General features: G+C 59.4%; 19 protein-coding genes. 7 read left to right on the top strand and 12 right to left on the bottom strand.

Features of this window, described 5'->3' with window-relative positions:
• The first annotated feature begins 12 nt into the window (after positions 1-12).
• Positions 13-807 (top strand): ABC transporter ATP-binding protein, encoded by a 795-nt coding sequence (locus tag ACFO6X_RS05875; RefSeq protein WP_382431011.1) that lies wholly within the window; start codon positions 13-15, stop codon positions 805-807.
• On the opposite strand, the gene ACFO6X_RS05870 is transcribed toward ACFO6X_RS05875, so the two are convergent.
• The 7 genes from ACFO6X_RS05870 to ACFO6X_RS05840 are packed head-to-tail and all read right to left on the bottom strand — an operon-like array spanning position 804 to position 9,682.
• Entirely contained in the window at positions 804-2,861 is a 2,058-nt protein-coding gene (locus ACFO6X_RS05870; protein WP_382431009.1) for a PP2C family protein-serine/threonine phosphatase, read from the bottom strand. The genes ACFO6X_RS05875 and ACFO6X_RS05870 overlap by 4 nt on opposite strands.
• Complete coding sequence (locus tag ACFO6X_RS05865) at positions 2,861-3,670, bottom strand: hypothetical protein (protein ID WP_382431007.1); 810 nt, start codon at positions 3,668-3,670, stop codon at positions 2,861-2,863. Before ACFO6X_RS05865 ends, ACFO6X_RS05870 begins: the two co-directional genes overlap by 1 nt.
• On the bottom strand, positions 3,660-4,415 hold the full coding sequence (locus tag ACFO6X_RS05860) for a hypothetical protein (RefSeq protein WP_382431005.1): 756 nt from the start codon (positions 4,413-4,415) through the stop codon (positions 3,660-3,662). The genes ACFO6X_RS05865 and ACFO6X_RS05860 overlap by 11 nt, the downstream gene beginning before the upstream one ends.
• Positions 4,412-5,542, bottom strand: a complete 1,131-nt coding sequence (locus ACFO6X_RS05855; protein ID WP_382431003.1) for an alanine racemase — start codon at positions 5,540-5,542, stop codon at positions 4,412-4,414. The genes ACFO6X_RS05860 and ACFO6X_RS05855 overlap by 4 nt, the downstream gene beginning before the upstream one ends.
• The gene (locus ACFO6X_RS05850) at positions 5,539-6,225 is read right to left on the bottom strand and encodes a GNAT family N-acetyltransferase (protein ID WP_382431001.1); all 687 of its coding nucleotides are present in this window, start codon (positions 6,223-6,225) and stop codon (positions 5,539-5,541) included. The genes ACFO6X_RS05855 and ACFO6X_RS05850 overlap by 4 nt, the downstream gene beginning before the upstream one ends.
• Positions 6,222-7,298: an ABC transporter substrate-binding protein gene (locus ACFO6X_RS05845; protein WP_382430999.1), complete on the bottom strand. Its 1,077-nt coding sequence runs from the start codon at positions 7,296-7,298 to the stop codon at positions 6,222-6,224. The genes ACFO6X_RS05850 and ACFO6X_RS05845 overlap by 4 nt, the downstream gene beginning before the upstream one ends.
• Positions 7,299-7,318: 20 nt before the next feature.
• On the bottom strand, positions 7,319-9,682 hold the full coding sequence (locus tag ACFO6X_RS05840) for an MFS transporter (protein WP_382430997.1): 2,364 nt from the start codon (positions 9,680-9,682) through the stop codon (positions 7,319-7,321).
• A gap of 353 nt (positions 9,683-10,035) precedes the next feature.
• Here ACFO6X_RS05840 and gcvH point away from each other — a divergent pair, with 353 nt between their 5' ends.
• The 5 genes from gcvH to ACFO6X_RS05815 all read left to right on the top strand — a co-directional run bounded on the left by gcvH (position 10,036) and on the right by ACFO6X_RS05815 (position 15,192).
• On the top strand, positions 10,036-10,410 hold the full coding sequence (gene gcvH / locus ACFO6X_RS05835; protein ID WP_382430995.1) for a glycine cleavage system protein GcvH: 375 nt from the start codon (positions 10,036-10,038) through the stop codon (positions 10,408-10,410).
• Positions 10,411-10,514: 104 nt separating this feature from the next.
• Positions 10,515-12,692 carry a PAS domain-containing hybrid sensor histidine kinase/response regulator gene (locus ACFO6X_RS05830; RefSeq protein WP_382430993.1) on the top strand — a complete coding sequence of 726 codons (2,178 nt, stop codon included), beginning with the start codon at positions 10,515-10,517 and terminating at the stop codon, positions 12,690-12,692.
• A complete protein-coding gene (locus ACFO6X_RS05825; protein ID WP_382430991.1) occupies positions 12,689-13,369 on the top strand; it encodes an RluA family pseudouridine synthase in 681 nt (226 codons plus the stop codon). Before ACFO6X_RS05830 ends, ACFO6X_RS05825 begins: the two co-directional genes overlap by 4 nt.
• Before the next feature lie 24 nt (positions 13,370-13,393).
• Positions 13,394-14,152 (top strand): SDR family NAD(P)-dependent oxidoreductase, encoded by a 759-nt coding sequence (locus ACFO6X_RS05820; protein WP_382430989.1) that lies wholly within the window; start codon positions 13,394-13,396, stop codon positions 14,150-14,152.
• 56 nt (positions 14,153-14,208) lie between these two features.
• Complete coding sequence (locus ACFO6X_RS05815; RefSeq protein WP_382430987.1) at positions 14,209-15,192, top strand: Bug family tripartite tricarboxylate transporter substrate binding protein; 984 nt, start codon at positions 14,209-14,211, stop codon at positions 15,190-15,192.
• Between the two features lie 70 nt (positions 15,193-15,262).
• Here the strand turns inward: ACFO6X_RS05815 and ACFO6X_RS05810 are convergent, their stop codons facing one another.
• Positions 15,263-15,700, bottom strand: coding sequence for a universal stress protein (locus ACFO6X_RS05810; RefSeq protein ID WP_382430985.1), 438 nt, complete (start codon positions 15,698-15,700; stop codon positions 15,263-15,265).
• 54 nt (positions 15,701-15,754) lie between these two features.
• Positions 15,755-16,513 (bottom strand): 2OG-Fe dioxygenase family protein, encoded by a 759-nt coding sequence (locus tag ACFO6X_RS05805; protein WP_382430983.1) that lies wholly within the window; start codon positions 16,511-16,513, stop codon positions 15,755-15,757.
• A gap of 103 nt (positions 16,514-16,616) precedes the next feature.
• Between ACFO6X_RS05805 and ACFO6X_RS05800 the strand changes: the two genes are divergently transcribed.
• The gene (locus tag ACFO6X_RS05800; RefSeq protein ID WP_382430981.1) at positions 16,617-17,003 is read left to right on the top strand and encodes a PilZ domain-containing protein; all 387 of its coding nucleotides are present in this window, start codon (positions 16,617-16,619) and stop codon (positions 17,001-17,003) included.
• A 3-nt stretch (positions 17,004-17,006) separates the two neighbouring features.
• Here ACFO6X_RS05800 and ACFO6X_RS05795 read toward each other — a convergent pair whose 3' ends face one another.
• The 3 genes from ACFO6X_RS05795 to ileS all read right to left on the bottom strand — a co-directional run bounded on the left by ACFO6X_RS05795 (position 17,007) and on the right by ileS (position 21,428).
• Complete coding sequence (locus ACFO6X_RS05795) at positions 17,007-17,909, bottom strand: DMT family transporter (protein WP_382430979.1); 903 nt, start codon at positions 17,907-17,909, stop codon at positions 17,007-17,009.
• 120 nt (positions 17,910-18,029) lie between these two features.
• Entirely contained in the window at positions 18,030-18,557 is a 528-nt protein-coding gene (gene lspA / locus ACFO6X_RS05790) for a signal peptidase II (RefSeq protein ID WP_382430977.1), read from the bottom strand.
• Positions 18,558-21,428: an isoleucine--tRNA ligase gene (gene ileS, locus ACFO6X_RS05785; protein WP_382430975.1), complete on the bottom strand. Its 2,871-nt coding sequence runs from the start codon at positions 21,426-21,428 to the stop codon at positions 18,558-18,560.
• Between the last annotated feature and the right edge of the window lie 23 nt (positions 21,429-21,451).

Here is a 21,451-nt window from a genome sequence, read left to right as displayed (position 1 = left end):
GAAAAACTTGCTATGTTGAGCGCCAAAAACCTCCAACTCACTTTCAATCCTGGCACGCCCATCGAAACCCGCGCTCTGCGCGGCATGTCGTTGAGCATTCCGGCGGGGCAGTTTGTCACTGTCATCGGCTCCAATGGAGCGGGCAAATCCACCTTTCTCAATGCCATTTCTGGCGATCAATCGGTCGATAGTGGCACCATTACCATTGATGGCAGTGATGTGACGCGCCAGCCCGTTTGGGCGCGGGCCTCGCGGGTTGCACGGGTATTTCAAGACCCCATGGCCGGTACTTGTGAAGACCTGACCATTGAAGAAAACATGGCGCTGGCACAGCAGCGCGGCACCATGCGCAACTTGCGGGGGGCGGTGAAGGTGGCACAACGGGAGACTTTTCGTGCCCGTTTGGCCACCTTGGGTTTGGGGCTGGAAAACCGTCTGACTGACCGTATTGGCTTGCTCTCGGGTGGGCAGCGTCAAGCAGTCAGTTTATTGATGGCGGCGTTACAGCCATCCCGCATTTTGCTTTTGGATGAGCACACAGCGGCACTCGACCCACGCACTGCGGATTTTGTGCTGCAACTGACGGCACGCATTGTGGCGGAAAACCAGCTCACTACGATGATGGTCACGCACAGCATGCGCCAAGCCTTGGATGTGGGCCAGCGCACGGTGATGTTGCACCAAGGTCAGGTGGTGTTGGATGTGTCGGGTGAGCAGCGCAAACGTTTGGATGTGCCCGACTTGTTGCAGATGTTTGAGAAAGTGCGTGGCGAAAAGCTTGCCGACGATGCGTTGCTGCTGGGCTAGTGGCTGGTGTCGCCTTGGTATTGCAGGCACAGGCAGGTGATGTCATCAGCCTGTGGTGCTCCGCGTTCAAAGCGGTGTACGTCGGCCAGCACCGTCTCGTTGGTGGCTTGTGCAGTGCAATGCGGTGCCGCCAAGGGTTGCAATACCTGTTCGAGGCGGTGATTGCCATACTCTTGTCCATCCGGATCAAAGGCTTCGGTGATGCCATCGGTGTACAAAAACAGTTTGTCGCCAGGGGCTAAATCTACAACCCCTTCGTCGTAGACGAAGCCATCACTGACGGCAACGGCAATGCCATCGGTGCGTGGCAGTGGTGTGGTGGTGCCCAAACGCAGCAAATAGGGTGGGTTGTGCCCCGCATTCACATAGGTGACCCGGCCAGTGGGCAGGTGCAGCACACCATAGAAGATGGTGACGAACATCATCTGTTCGTTTTCGGTGGCTAGCAGGTCATTGAGTTTGCGAATGCAGGAAGCGGGTGCTGTGACAAACACGGCAGTGGCCTTGAGCAGGGTGCGTGTAATTGCCATGAACAATGCCGCAGGCACGCCCTTGCCCGACACATCGGCAATGACAAAACCGAGGTGTTCTGCATCAATGACAAAGTAGTCATAGAAGTCGCCCCCTACTTCGCGGGCTGGGGTGATGTGGCAGTCGATTTGCACTCTGGAATCCACAGTCAGGTGGCGTGGCAGGATGCTCAATTGCACCTGTGCAGCAATTTGGAGTTCTTGCTCCAGTCCGGCCAGTCTGGTTTTGGTAACCAAGGCTTCACGCAGCTCCACAATCATGGTGGATAGGCGCTGGTGCTGACCAATAATGCGCTGGGTCAGGCTTCCCATGACTGCAGCCAGATGCCGCAGTTGTTCCTCGTCTTCAGAAGCTGCACTGCCCTGGTGTGGCTCACCGTTGTGCAGCAGCTCTAGCACTTCTTCTCGGCTGGTCATGTCGGTGGCGTCTGCCAATTGTTGCAATTGGGTGTGGATCAGGCGTTCTTGCCGACGGCGCACCCGTTCGCGCAGCGAGCGGCTCGCGGTCAACTCTTCGGCACTGTGCCGAAACACCACAACGGCTTGGGCAATGCGACCAATTTCATCATTGCCCGCATGCTGAAGACGCACGCGGGCATCACCGCGTGCCAAGGCTTGGAGGGCTGCAATTGCGTTATCGAGGGTGCGGAAGTTTTTACCCAGGTAAACATACAGCCCCAAAAGCACGGTGAGCATGAGCAAGCTGGTGCTGATCAACGCCATGCGGTCTAGGAACTGGCGGGTGCTGGCCTCATGGGTGTTGTCTGCCAACGTGACCAGAGCACCGGCAGGGTGCCCTGAGAGGTCGGTGACTGGCGTACTGTTGAGTGTGTAAGTGTGGTCTTTGTCTTGGTGTTGTTGGTAGGTGGCTATGCGGGGAGAGGAGGTGATTTGGAGACGCTGCCATAAGTTGCTGTCGGTGCTGCCCAGCAAGGTACCGTGCAAGTCGATCAGGTGTGCGCTGGTGGCGCTGCGTTGAGCGAATCGCTGCAGCCCATGCTCAGCATGACGCCCTAGCACCAGAACGATGGGATAGGTGCTGCCGGGCAGTGTGTGTGCTGCAATCATGACGGGCGTACTGCCTGCCACCATCCGCAGTCCGCTGACTCCCTCTCCGCCCAGTGCGCGATCGAGGCTCACAGCGTCTAACAAGGGGCGTGGTGGTTCAGTCCCAAACACAATCGGTTCTGAACCTGCACTGATCACGCCCATCAGTGCCAAGGGTTCTTGTGGGCCTATGAGCACATGGGCATGGGTCAAGGCTTGTGCAATGGTGGCCCGATCTGCCGAATAAAGGGCTTGCAAAAAGCCCGGTTGGGCTTTGAGTGACTGGAGAGACTGTTCTAGCCGTTGGCTTTCTGTAGCCAGCATCTCGTTCCAGAGGGCCGTTTGTCCGGCCACAGCGGTGGCTGTGAGGCGCTGCTGTAATAGCTGTTCGCGCAGCAGACTGGCGCCCCCCAATCCCAGCACGGTGAGTACCAGGGCTGTGCCAACAATCAGGGTGATCCGGGTACGCAGCAACATTACGCCTCCCCGTCTTGTGAACCAGAGGGGGTTGAGGTGCCAGTGGGGGCCATGATCTGTGCAATGCGCACTTGCATGCGGTGGTCGAAATCTACCGCTAGAAGTTCTTCGGCATAGCTGTTCAGCATGGTTGCTTGCTCCTGTTGTTGCTGCTGACCTTGGGCCAAGGCTTCTAGTGCCTGCTCTAGGGCATTGCTGGTGTGGTGCAGTGGTACAGCGGGCGTTAGCCGAGCGCCTTGCAGACCCATTTCTAGTTGGCAGCGTTGTTGTTCCAGACGCTTGCCAGGGCCGCGTGCTGCTAGCCAACCGCTGAGCAGACCCATGCACAAAACCAGCAGGGCTGATAGTGCTTGAATAGCAGTCAGACCGTGGGTTAGGGTGGCTGGTGCCGTGCCTACAGCCACAATGCCTACTGTCTGCCCGTGTACTTGCACTTCGGCATGAATTTCTTCGTGGGCAGGGCGCAGTTGCGTGGTGTTGAGTGTCGTGTTGTTGGGGCTGCGCAAGGCAATATAGGCTAGTCCTGGCGCTTGGTCGAGTGCCCGTTGCAGATAACTGTCCAGACCCGGAATATGGTTGGCCGGAATGCCGATGCGGATCGCCCGGGCGATCTGCTGCGATAGGGTATGGGCCACAGAATGCGCTAAAGCTTGGGCCGCTTGGCTGGCCTGTTGCTGGGTGCTGTGGTGGAGCTGTTGCAGCGCCCAGATGGTGCATACGCTGCCAATGAGCACAGTGGTGCAGAAAGCCAGCAGGCCAACACGCCAGTCCAGTGGTTGGGCGCAGCGGGTGGTGGCCTTATCCTGCATGGTCGATCTCCTGGAGTTGGCGCAGTCGCTCCTGGTTCTGGCGCGTTTGCTCTGCCCAACTGAGACGGGTGTGGTGGGCGGCTTTTTCCAGTGGGTCTGCACCCATCGAGAGGGGCCGGTCTTGCTGGAGCAGGGGTGAGATGCGTGCAAAGGGCCGTAACAGGTGGCGCAGTCCCCAGAAAATACCCAGGCCCGCGGCTGTGCAGGCCAGTATGGCAACCAGTAGCCAGGCCATGATTTGTTGGCCTATGCGTTTCCATTGATCCAAAACCTTGGAGGGGCTGGTGGTTGCAATCGTCAGGGCAATACCGCCTGCGGCCTGTCCGAGGTCATTTTCAAAGCGTATCCCCATCTGGCGTTGCGAGGGGCTGTCAATATGCCATGCGTCTTTTTGTGCAAGGTGCTCTAGCCAGGCGTTGGGCACACGGCTCCCACGGGTATGCGGATCGGTGCTGTAGAGCAAAGTGCCATTGGCAGAAAAAATATCAATCGCCAATACTTCGGCAAAGCTGCTGCGCTCACGTTCTATCAGCCGTTGCAGGGCGTCCATCTGCTCCAGATCGAGGCCAATTGTGGAGTAGTTGTCTACAGCGGTGTGCAGGCTTTGCAGTAAGTAAAGGTCGCGTTGGCTGGCAACTTCTTGGTCTAGTGTTTTGGTAGCCCAAAGCAGCAGCACTTGATTGATGGCCAATAGACTGAGCACACAGCCTAGAACAATGGCTAAGAGATGGGAACGTGGGCTCATACAAGTGGCTCCTGTCCAGAATGCGGGGACATGTAGCGGCGCAATGCCAGTGCGCCAGTGCATGCCAATAAAGCATTAGGGGTGATGCCTGCGGTGGCCGCCAATTGCGCGAGGGGCTGGTGCAGGCCATAGATTTCGGCCCACATGCCCGGTTGAATCTCGCCGGGGGCAAAGGCACTGATGTCCAGCCCCAGCATGCCCATGGCAATGCCTCCCACAATGGGGGCCGGGCGCCCTTTGAGGTACAAGACGCCGCGTGGGGCCAGACTGATCGGTAGGCCATCGCCATAACCGGCTGCTATTGTGGCGATGCGGGTGTTTTGGCTGGTGCGGTATTGTCCGGCGTAACCGACTTCGGTGTAGGCGGGGACATCGGCCACCCGCATCACCGGAGCGTACAGGCTGGTAACGTTCTGTAGAGGTTGTTGGTATTGGGCGGCTGTTTGTACGCCAAACAAGGCGCTGCCAACCCGCGCATGGTCACAGTGCCAAGCGGGGTTGGCAAACACGCTCGATGAGGTGGTGATGCTGCGTTCGGCCGGTGGCAGCTGTTGGAGCCAGGCCGCAAAGGTGTGGCGTTGGTGCAGGCACTCTGGGGCATCCGGGTGGCTGAAGCGGCCCAGATGGCTGACCCATATCATGGCTTTGATATCGGTTTGCAAGCGGCTATCGTGCAACAAGTGCAGGTTGGTGCCAGTAAACCCCAGCCGTGTCAGACCAGTATCCAGGTGGATAGCCACAGGCATGGCTTGGCCGTGTTTGCTGCCATATCCTTGTAGCTGGTGCAGTTCATGGGGGCCAGCCAGCACAGGAATGAGTCCGTGTGCCGCAAAATCTTCGGGGGCTATGCCTCCAAGACCATGCAAAACCATGATTCTGGTGCTGTGCTCGGGCAGCAATCCCCGCAATTTGAGGGCTTCGGTGCTGTGGCTGACCCAAAAGTCGCGGCAGCCTAGGTTCCAGAGCAACGGAGCCACTTGGGATATGCCCAGACCATAGGCATCATTTTTGACCACGACCCCAACACGTTGGCCCCGAAAGGTGCGGCGCACCGTGCGCCAGTTGTTGGCCAGCACACCCAAGTCAATGTGCATGTGGGGGCGGTCATGGGCCAGCAAGGTGTTCATCCAGGGTTCCCGGTGGGGGGCTGTAGGCGCAGGCTGCCGGGCAGAGTGCCAGGGGCAATGCCTTGCCATCCTTGGGCTAGTAAGGTCTGTTGCTGTGCTAGGGCATCGATGTGGAGTTCGAGTGGGCTGGCATCGGAGGTTTGGGGAGGGGCGTGAGAGGGCAGGCGCACCAGCAAATACCGGGCAAAGCCGCCATAGCGATATTCCAGCGCCCGCACTCTGAAGCCACAACCCAGCAGGTTGTGCCAACTGACCGTGTTTTCGGGGGCAGCGGTGGCAAACAGTACGGTGGTGCTGTTTGTGTGGCCAATGCGCTGGGTGATCAAGGCCCGCTGCAAGCCGTATCCACGCCATTGGGGGGCGACAGCAGCGCCAGCCAGTTTGGCGAGCGTCTGTTGTGGGGGCAGTTGCAGGTGCTCACGGGGATCGTCAGTGGGCAGCAGGTCATGTTGCAGTACGCCATAGGCGATCAATTCGGTGTGGTGGTGCCAAGCACCAATCACAGTGCCCCGGCCTTGGAGCAGGCTTTGCAGGAATGTGCGTGCTTCGGCCTTGACCGTGTGTGGTGGCAGGCCCGCAATGCTCAGGTGGTGCAAAGCCTCCATTGCATCAAGGTCTTGGGGTTGGAGCAGGCGCCAATGCAGGCCGCTTGTGCGTAACAAAGGGGTGGGGGGGGAGCTCATGAGGGTTGTTGCTCCCCTGTGCCAATGGCAATGACCTCTGCGTAATTGAGCATGTCAATGGGGGGGTAGAGTTCTAGGGCTTTGGCAACGCGCATGTTGACGAGCAGAGAAAACCGCTTGAGTGTCTCGACAGGTATTTGGCCCGCAGGCTTGCCCGAGACCAAAATATCCAGTGCTTTGGCCCCGGCCAGTTGCCCTACTGAGTAATAGCGGCTGACCAGTCCTACCAGCGCACCGCCCGAACGCACCGCCAATTCTGCGGCGCCAAAGGAGGGCAGTTGCAGTGCCAGTGCGGCTGGGGCAATGCGGCCATAGAGGCTGCCCAAAAAGGTGTCGGGCAGCAGGTAAAGCCATTGGGCACCTGCTTTTTGGATGTGCGATAGCAAATCTTCTACGCCATCGCTGATGGGTTGTCCGGCGGTGTTGGTGTGAAAGTTGGCTTCAATCAACTGAGCCCCATTGCGCTGACAGTAATCCCGTGCCTGTGCCACGATAGCCCGCGAGTTTTGTTCTGCGGGGTTGTAGAGCACCCCCAGCTTTCGGAAGGGCAGGTAGGATTTCATGGCCCGCAGTTGCACATCGGTAGGAACAACGTGTACGGCGCCAGTCACATTGCCCCCCGGGCGATCGAGCCGCGCCACAATGCCCGATTGCAGGGGGGCTGCAACCAGAGCAAAAACCACAGGAATGTCACGGATGAAGTGGCTGCCTTGGCTGGGGGCATCGTGTGCGCCCACCACGGCCAAGGTGATGGGGGTGCCCCAGACATAGATCAAATCGGGTTGCAAATGCCGGGCTTCACGCAGAATGCCCGGCACCCGAGAGATGTCTTGTTGCACATCGCGCACGGTGATCTGCATGTCTAGCCCTGCCTCGGTGAGATAGGCCCGGAAACCACGGTCTACATCGGTTTCTCCCCTGAACGTGATCATCAGGATGCGAAAGGGCCGTCCTGTGCTGTGGCGCAGATGACGGGGGGAGGTGCTTGCACTGCTCCATGTGCCCCATGACAACAAAGAGGCACTGGTGGCATGGTGCAGACTGCGGGACAGAAAGTGGCGACGATTGCTCATGGTCAGGGGCGTGCTGCTTTTTAGTGTGCCGGTTGTGGGGGTGGGGTATCGGCAGGTTGTTGGAACAGATGCCAGCCGTAGGTGACGCTGCCGCCCAGCACCAGTAAACCGATGCAGGCCAAGGCGGGGCCAAAGCCCCAGGCAGTCAAAAGCATGGCCCCAGTGGCTGGCCCCAATGCGCTGCCACCACGCTCTACCAGTCGGAAAAGACCCAGAATGCCTGCGCTCTGGCCCGCTGGGGCGTTGCGCGCAAAATCGGCAATCAGGGCAGATTGCGGAGCAATGGACAGCGATTGTCCTAGCCCCAAGCCCAGCAGAACGAGCGCCAGCGCGGTGGTGGAAGTGCCGGTGGGCCACGCCAGCATGGCACTGCAACCGGCCAGCAGGCCACCCATGAGTACGAACAGGCTGCGCCGCCCCCAGCGGTCGGCCAGACGGGCTGCCAGCGGAACCAGTAAGACCATGGTGAGGGGGTAAATGGTTTGCAGGCGGCCAATGGTGGCACTGCTGTGGCCGGTGTCTTGCAGATAGACCGGCAGGAGATAAAAGCACAGTGCCGCCAGCAGCAGTTTGGCGGGCAGTGCGCAACCGATCAGCAGGGTCATGAGCCCTGGTTGGCGCAGTACCGTACCTAATGTATGCGTCGGATTGGTCGATGGACGCTCTTGGGCGGTGGGGGCGGCAGGTGTGCTTGGTGGCAGTTGCATCCATGCTACAGCCGCCACGAGCAGGGCCAGAACACTGCAAATGGCAAAAGCGGTTTGCACGCCCCAGTGGTCTGCAATGAGCCCCCCCAATGAAGGGCCGCAGAGCCCTGCTACCAGAATAGCCCGGACAAATTGGGCCAGGCTCCGGGCCCGGTCGGCAGGCATGGAGCCATCAATCACCAACCCTTGACCAGAGACAAACACCAAAGCAAAGCCTGCAGCACTTAACAGCCGGGCCGCAAGAAAGAGGCCGTAGTGCTGTGTGGCTGCGGCCAGCGCCAAGCCGGTGGCACTGAGCAATGCCCCCAGAATAAAACCGGGCTTGCGGCCACGGCGCTCTGACCAGCTGGCCAGCGGCCATTGCAGGAGTGCCACGGTGGCCAAAAACAATACCAACGGCAATCCGGCCAGTAATTCGGGAGACAGTGTCTGCCCTTCGGGGGCAATTTGGCGGGCCCAGCCCGGCAAGAAGGGCCGTGTCAATTCTTCCGACAACATGAACAGGAACAGTGCTGGCCGCACGCTGGAGGCACTGGTAGTGCGCCACGGCGTGTGCTGTTGTTCTGGATGGGCCAGCCGTTGTTGGCGTACTTCGGTGCTGGCCAATGCCCGTGCGCCACGTGAACCCAGGGCCAAAGCCAACAGTTCTAGCGCCATCAAGAGGCTGATGGCTCCCAGAAAGACCATATCCAGCAGGGTGGCCTGTAGCAGGCGTGCCAGTATGCTGGGGTCGAGCACCACCACGAGTTCTCCCACGGCGATGCCTGCATGGGTCACGGGGGCCGTGGAGGCCAGCCGTTTTTCTGTGGCGGTGGGGACAGCCCCATAGAGTGCGTGGCCCGTGGTGGCAATAAAGGACAGGGATGCGATTTCGGGGTTTTCTTGGCGTAACCGGTCGGTATGTGCATCAAGGCCCACCAATGCTTGGGCTGGAATGCCTGCGGCCAGCCCTCGCTCTATGAGGCCTGCACTGGAGCGAACAATAGCGGCAGTTTTGGCGAGTTGGTCGGGTTGGATGAGATCCTGACCAGCCCGGTGGGCCTGCCAACCTATCCACAGCATACCTAAGCTCAACACCAAGGCGGCCATGGCAGTGAGGGACAGACGCAAGCCGCCCGTTATCAGGGGGCGGGCGCGGCGGGCATGGGGGGTGCCAATATGGCGCAACAGAGCAAAGCCTGCCACCAAGGTGGCAGCACACACGCCCAGCAGGGCTGTCCAAGTGGCCGTGGTGATGCGTTGGCGCAATTGCTGCTCTGCCTGTAACCGTGCCGATGTGTCGTAGTAGAGTGCAACTTTGGCTATCGTCTCACCCAAATCGTTGCGAATGGGTTGCTCCAGCAGCGTCAGGGTGGGCTGTGTGGTGTGCGCAGGACGCTGGCCCAACAGGGCTTGCCCTTGGGCCGAGACAATGCCAAAACCCGCAATTGCAGGTTCAAGGATGGTTTCACGCGCCAACATGGCTTCCAGCGGGGACTGGTCGGACAGGGGCATGCCCAAGGCCACGGCTTGTTCAGCCGCTGTAGCCGCCCGTTGTGCCGCCACAGAAAATTTGGCATTGAAGACATCTTTTTGTGTATTGCGCAGGGTATTGAAGGCCAGCATGCCACTGATGAGCATGCACCCTGCCGAGACGCTCACCAACACGGCAAGAAACCACCACAGCAACCGCTTCATGGTGTGCATCCTTTGCAGAATGGAGTGCCAACGGCAACTGTGGCCGTGGATCTGACAACAGAACGATAGTCAGAGAACAAAAAGATGGTGCACATGGACGGCAGAAAACAGGCGGCCTACAGGCAAAGTTCAATCGGGGTGCAGACCATTTTTCTGGAAAAGGCGGTGTTCGTCCAGCCGAATAGTGTCAGGCCCGCGTGTCTGAGGCACCCAGAGGGCAAAGAGCGGTCTGTAGCGGAGCCAGAAAAGCTACTGATTTCATAGCGGCAAAAACCCGTCCCTATTGATGAAGAGGTGGCAAAAGTCAAAAGCCGCTACAGTGCAGTTTTTTAATTTTTGCCAGGATTGCTGTCATGAGCCTCCAGTTTTCTCCAGACCACCAATGGATCGATGCAGCCGATGTGCAGGCCGCTACGGTGGGTATTACCGCACATGCCCAAGAGGCGCTGGGCGATGTGGTGTTTGTGGATTTGCCCACAGTAGGCAAGGTCTTGGCCCAAGGCGAAGTGGCCTGCGTGGTCGAATCGGTCAAGGCCGCGGCCGACGTGTTCATGCCGGTGGCGGGTGAGGTGGTGGCCGTTAATGAGGCACTGCGCGCCGATCCGGCACTGGCTAACACCGATCCCCTGAGCGCCGGTTGGTTCTTCAAAATCAAGGTGGCAGATCCGGCGCAGTTGTCTGCTTTGATGGATGAAGCCGCCTATGCCGCCTTTGTGCAAAATGCCTGAGCAGGCCGTGGTGGTCAAGGCCAGTGCTGCGCGTACACTCGCCCACCTGACCCCACAGCCACTGGGCCGATATTTGTGCCCACCTGCCAGGGGTGTTTGTTGCCATGAGCCGCCCCGATCTTGCATTTTTGCTGCGTACCACCGAGCCACTGTTGCTGCCACCGGCCCCGGTGGAGGAAAAAGAGCGGCGCAATTTGGCTGAGCGGCCCAGTGGCCCCATGGCTGATCTGATTGCCGAATTGCGCGCTTACCAAGTCGAACTGGAGGCGCAAAACAAGGTATTGCGCTATAGCCAGTCGGCAGCAGAGAGCGCCTCCGAGCGGTTTGAAACCCTCTTCTCTAGTGTGCCGCTGGCGCTGATGGTGTTAGATGAGCATGGCATGGTCGTGCAGGCCAACTCTATGGCCCACCGCTCTTTTCAGCCCACTGAACGAGACCGGCCCTTGACCGAATTGCAAGCGTTTGTCTGTGAGGCCCATGCAGAGCGGGTACAGCAGGCTTTTGCCCAGGCCTTGGCCGAGGGCCACAGCGAAGCCACCGAAGTCGTCTTTTCTATTGGCGACCAGCACCACATTACTGGGGATTTGCACATTGCCCGGATTGAGGCACCCCAGCATGATGGCGAGCCGCCATTGTTGCAGTTTTTGTGTGCCGTGATTGATCAGGGGCCGCTATTGGCAGAGCGGCAGGCTTTGCAGCAAAGCGCCCAAGAGTTGCAACAGCGCAATGCCCAACTTCACGCTAGCGAACGGCGGTTGGAGGCTGTTATCAACTCCTCGCTAGACGCCATCATCTGTGTTGATCAGCACCAGCGTATCACGGTGTTTAACCCCACGGCGGCAGCCTTGTTTCAGTGTGCTGCCAGCGATGCGCTGGGCAGCCCCGTACAACGATTTTTGCCCGATGCACAACAAGTGCTGGCCTTTGCCCAATTGGCGACCCAAGCCATGCTGGGGGAAATGACGGCGCACACCGTCAGCGGCAAGGAGCTGGCGGTGGAAGTGAGCGTATCGTTCGAGCGCCATGCTGAGGGTGAGACCACCACTATTTTTGCCCGCGACCTGACCGGACGTAAAAAAGCCGAGGCCCATCGCAACGAGCTGGAAGTGCAGCTGCGCGAATCGCACAAAATGCAAGCTGTGGGCACGATGGCAGGCGGTATTGCCCACGACTTCAACAATATCCTCAGTGCCATTTTGGGCAATGCCGAACTGGCCAAGGCCGACTGTGGATCTGGCTCCCCTGCGCATGAGAGTTTGGTCGAGATTGAAAAGGCCGGGCGACGTGCCCGCGATCTGGTGCGTCAGATTTTGACTTTTAGCCGCAATGAGCCACCCCGGCGCTCCACTGTGGCACTGGGTGAGGTGCTGGGAGACACCGAGCGTTTGCTGCGTGTGACCTTGCCCCCAGCCATCGAGCTGCGGCTACATGTGGCCCCCCAACTGCCCCCTGTGTTGGCCGATCCCACCCAAGTGGAGCAGGCCGTGCTCAACCTCTGTACCAACGCTATCCATGCCCTGGGTGATGGGCGCGGCAGTGTGCAGGTGGAGTTGCAGATCGCGCGGCCCGATCAACGCCAGCGCGAACGTTTGGGCTTGGCACAGGGGGACTACGTGAGTCTGACAGTCTCAGACAACGGCCCCGGCATTGAGGCAGCTATCTTGCAGCGCATTTTTGAGCCTTTCTTTACTACCAAACCGGTAGGGCAAGGCACAGGCTTGGGCCTATCGGTGGTGCATGGTGTGATGCGCACCCATGGTGGCGCCGTCGATGTGCACAGTGTGCTGGGGCAGGGCAGCCGGTTTACCCTGTATTTTCCAGCTTTGGCGGCAGAAGTTGTCAGCGAGGTGCAGGAGCCAGCCTTGCCCGTCGTCAGTAGCGCGCCTGCAGCGCCTATCCCACCCAGTCGCCAACACCATGTGATGTATGTGGATGACGACAAAGCACTGGTTTTTCTGGTGCAGCGCCTGCTCAAGCGCCGCGGTTATATCGTCAGTGGCTTTACCGACCCACGCCAAGCAGCGCAGGCCTTGCGCACCAACCCGCAAACCTACGATTTACTGGTCACAGACTACAACATGCCCGGTTATTGTGGTGTCGATTTGGTACGCGAGGCATTGGGTATTCGCCCCGATTTGCCTGTGGCGTTGGCCTCGGGTTACATCACCGCAGAGATTGAGCAGGCCGCACGGGCCGAAGGTGCGCGCGCGCTCATCCACAAACCCAACGATGTCGAGGAGATGTGCGCCACCGTGCAAAAGCTCCTGATGGGTGAACTGTGACCCCGCCTACCCATGCAGTGGGTGCTAGTCCAGAGGGGGTACGTTGCCTCTATGTCGATGCCGACTTACTGGTGCTGGTCAAGCCTTCTGGGCTGCTGTGTGTGCCCGGACGAGGCCCAGACAAGCAAGACTGCCTCAGTGCCCGCGTTCAGTGCTGTTGGCCCGAAGCATTGATTGTGCACAGGCTCGATCAGGCCACCTCTGGCCTGGTGCTCATGGCCCGCAATCTGACCACACAACGGGCCTTGAGCACCGCCTTTGCCGAGCGCCGTATCCACAAGTCGTATCAAGCCGTGGTGCAAGGGCTGTGGACGCCGCCGGACATCTGTGGGGCGTGGCAACTCATTGATTTGCCCATCGCCGCTGATTGGGAGCGGCGGCCATTGCGCGTGGTGGATTTCGTACACGGCAAGCCCAGCCAGACGCGTTGGCGGGTGCTGGCTGCCAATACCGCCACGCAGACCACCAAGGTCGAGCTAGAGCCGCTCACAGGCCGCACCCACCAGTTGCGTGTGCATTTGGCCGCTTGCGGCCACCCCATTTTGGGCGATGCGCTCTATGCCGATGCGGCCACCTTGGCCCGTTCGCCCCGGCTGCTGTTACACGCCACAGCATTGGGGTTGGTGCATCCAGCCACCGGCCAACCATTGCACTACACTTGCCCCCCGGATTTTTAGCATCACCAAGGAGCAGCACCCAGCATGAGCGGCAACCTTACCATCTTGACGGGCGCATCACGGGGCATGGGTCTGGCACTGGCCCACCAGTTATTGCAGCCGGGCGATACCTTGATTTGTCTGTCCCGCCATACCCACAGCGGGTTGGCACAGCAAGCACAGGCCCAGGGCACCACCTTAGAGCAGTGGCAGCATGATTTGGCCGATGGCGTTGCGGCGGCGGCGCGGCTGCGCCAGTGGCTTCAAGCCCAGCCTGTGGGGGTTTTTACCAGTGCAACCCTTATCAACAATGCAGGGGTCATCCCCCCCATTGCGCCATTGTCTGCCAGCGATCCGGTGGCATTGGCCCAAGCCCTGCGGGTGGGGCTAGAAGCCCCCATGCTGCTCACAGCTGCATTTTTGGGGGCTACCGAGGCTTGGCCGTTGCCGCGCAAGGTGCTCAACATTTCTTCGGGGCTGGGGCGGCGGGCCATGGCCTCGCAAGCGGCCTACTGTGCAGCCAAGGCAGGCATGGACCACTTTACCCGCTGTGTGGCCTTGGATGAGGCGCTCAAACCCCACGGGGCCAAGGTATGCTCCCTAGCGCCCGGTGTGATTGATACAGACATGCAGGTGCAGTTGCGCAGCGCCCAGACCAGTGCTTTCCCTGATGCGGTCAACTTTGTGGCACTGCAAACCGCCGGTATGCTCACGTCCCCACAAGAGGCGGCGGCCCGCCTGTTGGCTTGGTTACACCGCCCCGATTTTGGCAGTCTGCCCGTGGCTGATGTGCGCTCAGACTGAGCCTGCATCCAGTCCACAGCTTTTTTCTCTTTGATTACTGGACAAGGAACCCCCTCATGTTGCGTCGCTCTTTTTCTTGCACTGCCTTGGCCTTGCTGTGGGGCGCTAGCGCCTATGCCCAGACGCCTGTGGCGGCAGCACCTTATCCCAGCAAACCTATCCGTATGGTGGTGCCCTTTCCGCCGGGGGGTGGCACCGATATTTTGGCCCGGCTCGTGGCAACCAAGCTCTCAGAGCAAACCCAGTGGAGCATCGTGGCCGACAACAAGGCTGGTGCAGGTGGCACCATCGGCATCGGCGAAGCCGTCAAGGCCGCGCCCACCGGATACGACATAGTGATGGGGCAAAAAGACAACTTGGTGATTGCCCCTTGGTTGTACAAAAACCTGCCCTGGAACCCCACCAAAGATTTGGTGGCTGTGGCCCATGTGGCCTATACCCCAGTGCTGATCGCCACAGGTGCCCAATCTCGTTTTAAAACCTTGGCCGATGTGGTGCAGGTTGCGCGCACTGCCCCCCATACCGTGAGCTATGGTTCACCCGGCAATGGCACTTCTATCCATTTGGCCGCTGACCTGTTTGCCAAGGCCGCAGGTGTTCAGTTGAGCCACATCCCCTACAAAGGCTCCAACCCGGCACTGCTAGATGCGCTGGCGGGTAATGTCGATTTGCTGGTGTCCTCGGTGCCATCGGCTATGGCACAAATCAAGGCAGGAAAATTGCGCCCACTGGCCGTGACATCGGCCCAGCGCAGCTCCTCGCTGCCAGATGTGCCAACCATTGCCGAATCAGGCTACAAAGGCTTTGATGTCAGTACATGGTATGGGTTGTTTGCGCCAGCTGGCACACCTGCTGCGTTGGTCGCCACCCTCAATGCAGAAGTCAATAAACTACTGGCTAAGCCCGAAATCCAGACCGCCATTCAGGCCCAGGGTGCCGAACCCCAAGCCATGACCCCAGCCCAGTTGAGCCAACAGCTGCAACGTGAATATACCCAGTGGAAGGGCATTGTGGAGGCCTCGGGCGCCAAGATCGAATAAAGCCGATCTTCTGAAGAGTAAACCGCACACCCCCCAGCCCCCTGTGGGGGGGATAGGGGCGGTGTGGGATTTATTGGCGCACCACCAGCACCGGCACATGCACGGCACTGAGGACGCGTTGGGCCACGCTGCCCAGCATCAGTTTTTCCAGACCACGGCGGCCATGTGAACCCATAACGATCAGATCGGCACCCGTCTTCTCAAGGGCTTGCACGACCCCTTCATGCACGGCATGGCCTTCCCCCACCAGCACCTGCACGTCCACCTGGGCTTCTTGCATGGCTTGGCGCACGGCTTCTAGGGCTGCATTGGCCTCTGCGGTGGCAGCACTCAGGTATTGCGCCTGACCATAGGCAAAGTCAGCACCCACGCCCGTGAAGGGATAGGGGTCAATCACATAGAGTGCGGTGACAGCACTGCCAAAGGTCTTGGCCAGACCAGCCGCTTTGGTGACGGCCAACATCGAGGTGGGCGAGCCGTCTACTGGTACCAGAATGTGTTTGAACATGGTTTTTCTCCTTGGAGTTGATGACACAAGAGGGGCCGGGCCAGTAGTGCGCTCTCAGGAACGAGGGTTGTCCTGGAAACCACCACGCCGACAGGTGATGACCAGCGTATCACGGTAACCGCCTGCCACTTCAGGCTGGATGGGGGTGGTTTCATGGATCATGCGGGCATCGTCCAGCAACAGCAGTGACCACGGTTGTGTCAGTGTAAAGCGTTGTCCGGCGGGCGCACAGGCTTCAAACACGCGGGTTTCGCCTCCTTTGACGCCTTGGCGCGCCACTAAAAACACGGCTACCAGATCTACGCCATCACGGTGTGCGCCTTCGGGGGTTGGGCGGCCAATCCCATCGGTGGTATCAATGCGAAACTGGTGCGACTCGACAAACCACGGCGGCGGCGGGTGGCCGGGCGTGAACACATCGGTACACAACTGCCCTAGTGTGTGCAGCAATTGGTTCCAGACTGGGCGCGTCAGGCTGTCTGGGCGCATGGGTTCAAACCACCGTTCCATGCCGCCGTGCAGCGCGTTGTATTCCACAGGTTGCCAGTGGGCACGGTGGTGCACCGTATGCACAGTGGCTTCTTGCACGATAAAAGAGGCATGGCGGCGTTGGCGGTAGCGGCCACCATCTCTCAGATAGTGGTCTGGGGGCAGGTCATTCCAGTCAGGCTCGAGCGCCTGCAAGTCAGACAGATTGCAGCCTATCCAGCGGGCCACATCTGCGGGTGGCAAGACAGCAAAACCCTGCTGTTGGAGCCGTTGCGGCAACTCGGAAAGGGCGCAAAACGGTGGCAGAAAAGTGGGTGTGGCCATGAAAGCGTGCTTGAATCGGAGCAGAAACAAGCTGTCAGTTTCTCACACGAAGACACAGCAGGCGCTTAAACTGCCATATTCGTTTCATCTAATCTGAGCCGCCATGTCCCACGAACGTCGCCATTTCACCCGTGTCCACTTCGATGCCCCGGCCTTATTGAAGCTTGAGCATTCCAGCCTGCGTGTGCATGTGTTGGATCTTTCGCTCAAGGGTGCCTTGGTGGAGTTGCCTGAGGGTCGGACGGTGCCGCCGGGCACCCTGTGCCAATTGCAATTGACTTTGGCACCATCGAGCGTTCATATCACGATGTCGGTGGAAGTGGCTCGGGGCGACGAGCACCACACAGGGCTGCGCTGCCTGCACATGGATTTGGACAGCATTACCCACCTGCGCCGCTTGATCGAATGGCAGTTGGGCGATGCAGCACTGCTAGACCGGGATTTGTCGCAATTGGTGGCCGGGGCCACACGGGTTGGATACGACGACTGAATCTTAGCGCCGCGACGACACCACAATCCCGCCCACAATCAGGCTAAAAGCCAGGGCATGGTAGAGGTGGGGCGTCTCGCCCAGAAAAGCCGCCGACAGCAACGCGGCAAACAGAGGGGTCAAGTTGGCGAAAAAACCGGCCAAGCTGGGGCCAGCACGGCGCACACCAATGCCCCAAAGACAGTAGGCCAACAGGGCTGGGCCAATAGCAATAAAGGCCAACGCGGCCAGCAAGGGTGTGCCCCACACAATTGGCGTGCCCATACCACTGGCCCATTCAGCGCCTGCAAACAAGCATGACCAACCCAGACCGAACACCAACTGACCCATCAGAAAGGCTGCCCAATCGTTGCGGATGGTCGCTGGTTCAGACGTTCGCACCAGCAGCCAACTGTAGAACGCCCAAGCCACGGTAGCCAGCAGAATGAAAAAATCGCCGGGCACCAAGCGCAACGCCAGCAATTGAGCCCATTCACCCCGGCTGAGCACCACCACCACCCCTGTGATGGACAGTGCGGCTCCCGCTACCTGTCGCCGTGTGGCCGAGACGCCAAAAAACAGCGTGCCAATGGCCAGCATCCACACCGGCATGCTGGAGCCCACCAGGGTGACATTGATAGGGGTAGAGGTTTGCAGTGCCAGATACAGCAGGGCGTTGTAGCAACCAATGCCCAGCAAACCCAGCACCATGAAGCGCCGCCAGTGCGTCCATACCGGACTATTACGGCGCAGCACCCGGTGGGCCAGTGGCAGCAGCAAGACAAAAGCCAACAGCCAGCGGATGAGGTTCAACGTCATGGGGGGCACCAGATCGTTGATCAGGCGTCCCACTACTGCATTGCCTGCCCATAGCAAAGGGGCTAAGGTTAGCATGGCAGCGGTGCCAGGGGTCAGGGAGGATTTCATGGCATGGCTGGTGCTGACCTGTGTTCACAGGCCAACACCAAGAAGGGGTCAAAAGAAGAACGCTGTCCCGCGTGGGGGCAGCAGTGTCACTGGCATTATCGGGACAGAGCCGAATGGATGTCAGCGTGCTGCGCGAGCCCTTAGAAACTCATCCAGAATCAGCAACACGGCTCCCACCGTGATGCCCATATCGGCAATATTGAAGGCAGGAAAATGGCCGCCATAAAACAGGCCAGACAAAAAATCCCAATGAAAGTCCAAAAAGTCCACCACATAGCCGTGGATGACCCGGTCGATGACATTGCCAATGGCACCACCCAAAATGCTCGCTAAGGCAAAGGCAAACAGTTTTTGCCCTGGATGCTGGCGCAGTTGCCAAACAATGAACACGGTAGCCACCACACCAATGCCCGTGAACAGCCACCGCTGCCATCCGCCCGCCTGTGCCAGAAAGGAGAAGGCAGCGCCCGTATTGTGCGCCCGCACAATGTTAAAAAAATGGGTGATGGGAGTGGAATCACCCAATTGGTAAGCACCCAAAATCATGGCCTTGGTGATTTGGTCGGCCAGCAGCAACAGCAGCGCCCAGCCCAACCAAGGCCAGAGGGTGCCGCCTGTGGGGCGGCCCAACTCAAATGCAGAACCCATTTAGGCGTGGGCCCGGTGCTCGCCGGTACCGTGCAGATTGCTGGTGCAGCGGCCACAGAGAGTGGGGTGGACTGCATCGTGGCCCACGTCTTCGCGGTAGTGCCAGCAGCGTTCGCACTTGGCATCGGTGCTGGCGCTCACTTGGGCCGCATAGGCATCGCCTGCCTGCAGCTCGATATGCGAGGTGATGAAGACAAACTTCAAATCCTCGCCCAGGCTGACCAGCAGGGCATGGTCTTCGGGCGGAACCGTCAGCACCACCTTGGCTTGGAGTGAGGAGCCCACCTGACCGGCAGCGCGCACCACTTCAATGTCTTTGTTCACCAGATTGCGGATGGCCCGGATGCGCTCCCACTTGTCGAGCAAGCCTTCGTCGGTGGTTGTGCCCACGCCGATGCTGCCGTAGGTTTCCAAAAAGATAGATTCAGACTGGCCGAACACCTTCCAGGCTTCTTCGGCGGTAAAGCTGAGGAACGGAGCCATCCAGCGCAGCATGGCGTGCGTGATGTGCCAGAGTGCGGTTTGGGCACTGCGGCGGGCCAAGCTCTTGGGTGCCGTGGTATAGAGCCGGTCTTTCAGCACATCCAGATAGAAACCCCCCAGGTCTTCCGAGCAATACAGTTGCAACTTGGCCACGACCGGATGGAATTCATACACCTTGTAGTGCGCCAACACTTCTTGCTGGAATTGGGTGGCACGCATCAGCGCGTAGCGGTCAATCTCTAGCAATTGCTCAAACGGCACCGCATCTTGCGCTGGGTTAAAGTCACTGACGTTGGCCAGCAAGAAACGCAGGGTGTTGCGGATGCGGCGGTAAGAATCGACCACACGGGCCAAGATTTTGTCGTCAATCGCCAAGTCGCCCGAATAATCGGTCGAGGCGCACCACAGACGGATGATTTCTGCCCCCATCTTGCCACTGACTTCTTGCGGCGAGACGGTGTTGCCCAAGGACTTGCTCATCTTTTTGCCTTGGCCGTCTACGGTAAAGCCGTGCGTGAGCAGTCCACGGTAAGGAGCGCGGCCATAGATGGCACTGGCCAGCAGCAGCGAGCTGTGGAACCAGCCCCGGTGCTGGTCGTGGCCTTCGAGGTAGAGGTCGGCCTCGGGGCCGCTGTCGTGGTGCATATCGGGATGGGTGCCGCGCATTACATGCCAGAAGGTGGAGCCAGAATCGAACCACACTTCCAAAATGTCGGTGCTCTTGGTGTAGTGCGGTGCGTCTTCAGCGCCCAAAATCTCTTCGGTTGTCACGCGGCTCCAAGCCTCGATACCGCCTTGTTCGATGATCTCTGCAGCCTGATCGATGATTTCCATCGTGCGTGGATGCAGCTCGCCCGAATCTTGGTGCAGGAAGAACGGCAGTGGCACGCCCCAAGAGCGTTGGCGCGAGATGCACCAGTCGGGCCGACCAGCAATCATGTCGCGCAGGCGGGCTTTGCCATTGGCGGGGTAAAAATGGGTGTGCTCAATGGCGTTGAGGGCGGTGGCGCGCAGTGTGCTTTCGGCCTTGTCGCTGGTGAATACGCCTTCGCCCTCGTCCATACGCACAAACCATTGGGCCGCAGCGCGGTAAATGACCGGGGTTTTGTGCCGCCAGCAGTGTGGGTAGCTGTGGGTGATGGTTTGCGTTGCCAACAAGCGCCCGGCATCGCGCAGGGCTTGCAGCACCACGGGTACGGCTTTCCAGATGTGCAGGCCGCCAAACAACGGGAAGTCGGCGGCGTAGCAGCCATTGCCTTGCACGGGGTTCAGGATGTCGTCGTATTTCAGGCCGTGGGCAATGCAGGAGTTAAAGTCATCCACACCATAAGCGGGGGCGGAGTGGACGATACCCGTGCCATCGCTGGCGGTGGCGTAGTCGGCCAGATAAACGGGCGACAAGCGGCGGTAGCCGTAGCTGCCATCGGGGTTGGCCACGTCGTACAGCGGGTGCTCAAACTCCAGTGCATCCAGCCTTTGGCCGGGCACGGTCGCTAGCACTTGGCCGGTCAAGCCCCAGCGTTGCAGGCAGGCATCGACCAACTGCGCCGCCACAATGAACTGGCCGCGTTCGGTTTGCACCAGTGCATAGGGCAGCTCTGGGTTCAGGTTCAGGGCTTGGTTGGCCGGAATTGTCCAAGCAGTGGTCGTCCAGATGACGATAAAGGCTTCTGGCTGCACCGCAGGCAGGCCAAACGCAGCCGCTAGGCGGGCTGGGTCGTGGGCTTTGAAGGCCACGTCCAGCGTTTCGCTCTTTTTGTCTTGGTATTCAATTTCAAACTCGGCCAAGGAGCTGCCGCAGTCAAAGCACCAATAGACCGGCTTGAGGCCACGATAGACATAGCCGCGCTCCATCACGCGCTTGAGGGCACGCAATTCGCCTGCCTCGTTGGCAAAGTTCATGGTTTTGTAGGGCTTGTCCCACTGCCCCAGCACCCCCAGCCGCTTGAAGTCTTGCATTTGCTGGGCGATTTGCTCGGTGGCAAAGGCACGGCTCTTGGCCTGCATTTCGTCGCGCGGCAGGTTGCGGCCATGCAGTTTTTCGATGGCGTTTTCAATCGGCAGGCCGTGGCAGTCCCAGCCGGGCACATATTGCGCGTCGTAACCTTCCAGCTGGCGGGCTTTGGTGATCATGTCTTTGAGGACTTTGTTCACCGCATGGCCGATGTGGATTTGGCCGTTGGCGTAGGGCGGGCCATCGTGCAAGATGAACTTGGGCTTACCACTGCGGGCGTCGCGTAGTTTTTGGTAGATACCTTTGTCTTCCCATTCCTTCACCCAAGCTGGTTCGCGTTTGGGCAGGTCGCCACGCATCGGAAAGGGGGTGTCGGGCAGGTTCAGGGTGCTGCGGTAGTCGGTGGCAGCGGTGGATTTTTGGGTGTCTGACATAGCAAAAATTTTGGAGAAATACG

The sequence above is a fragment of the Giesbergeria sinuosa genome, assembly GCF_042652905.1.
Taxonomy (GTDB): Bacteria; Pseudomonadota; Gammaproteobacteria; order Burkholderiales; family Burkholderiaceae_C; genus Simplicispira; species Simplicispira sinuosa.
Note: the sequence above shows the minus strand (reverse complement) of the source record. Positions and strands in the feature narration are given on the sequence as shown.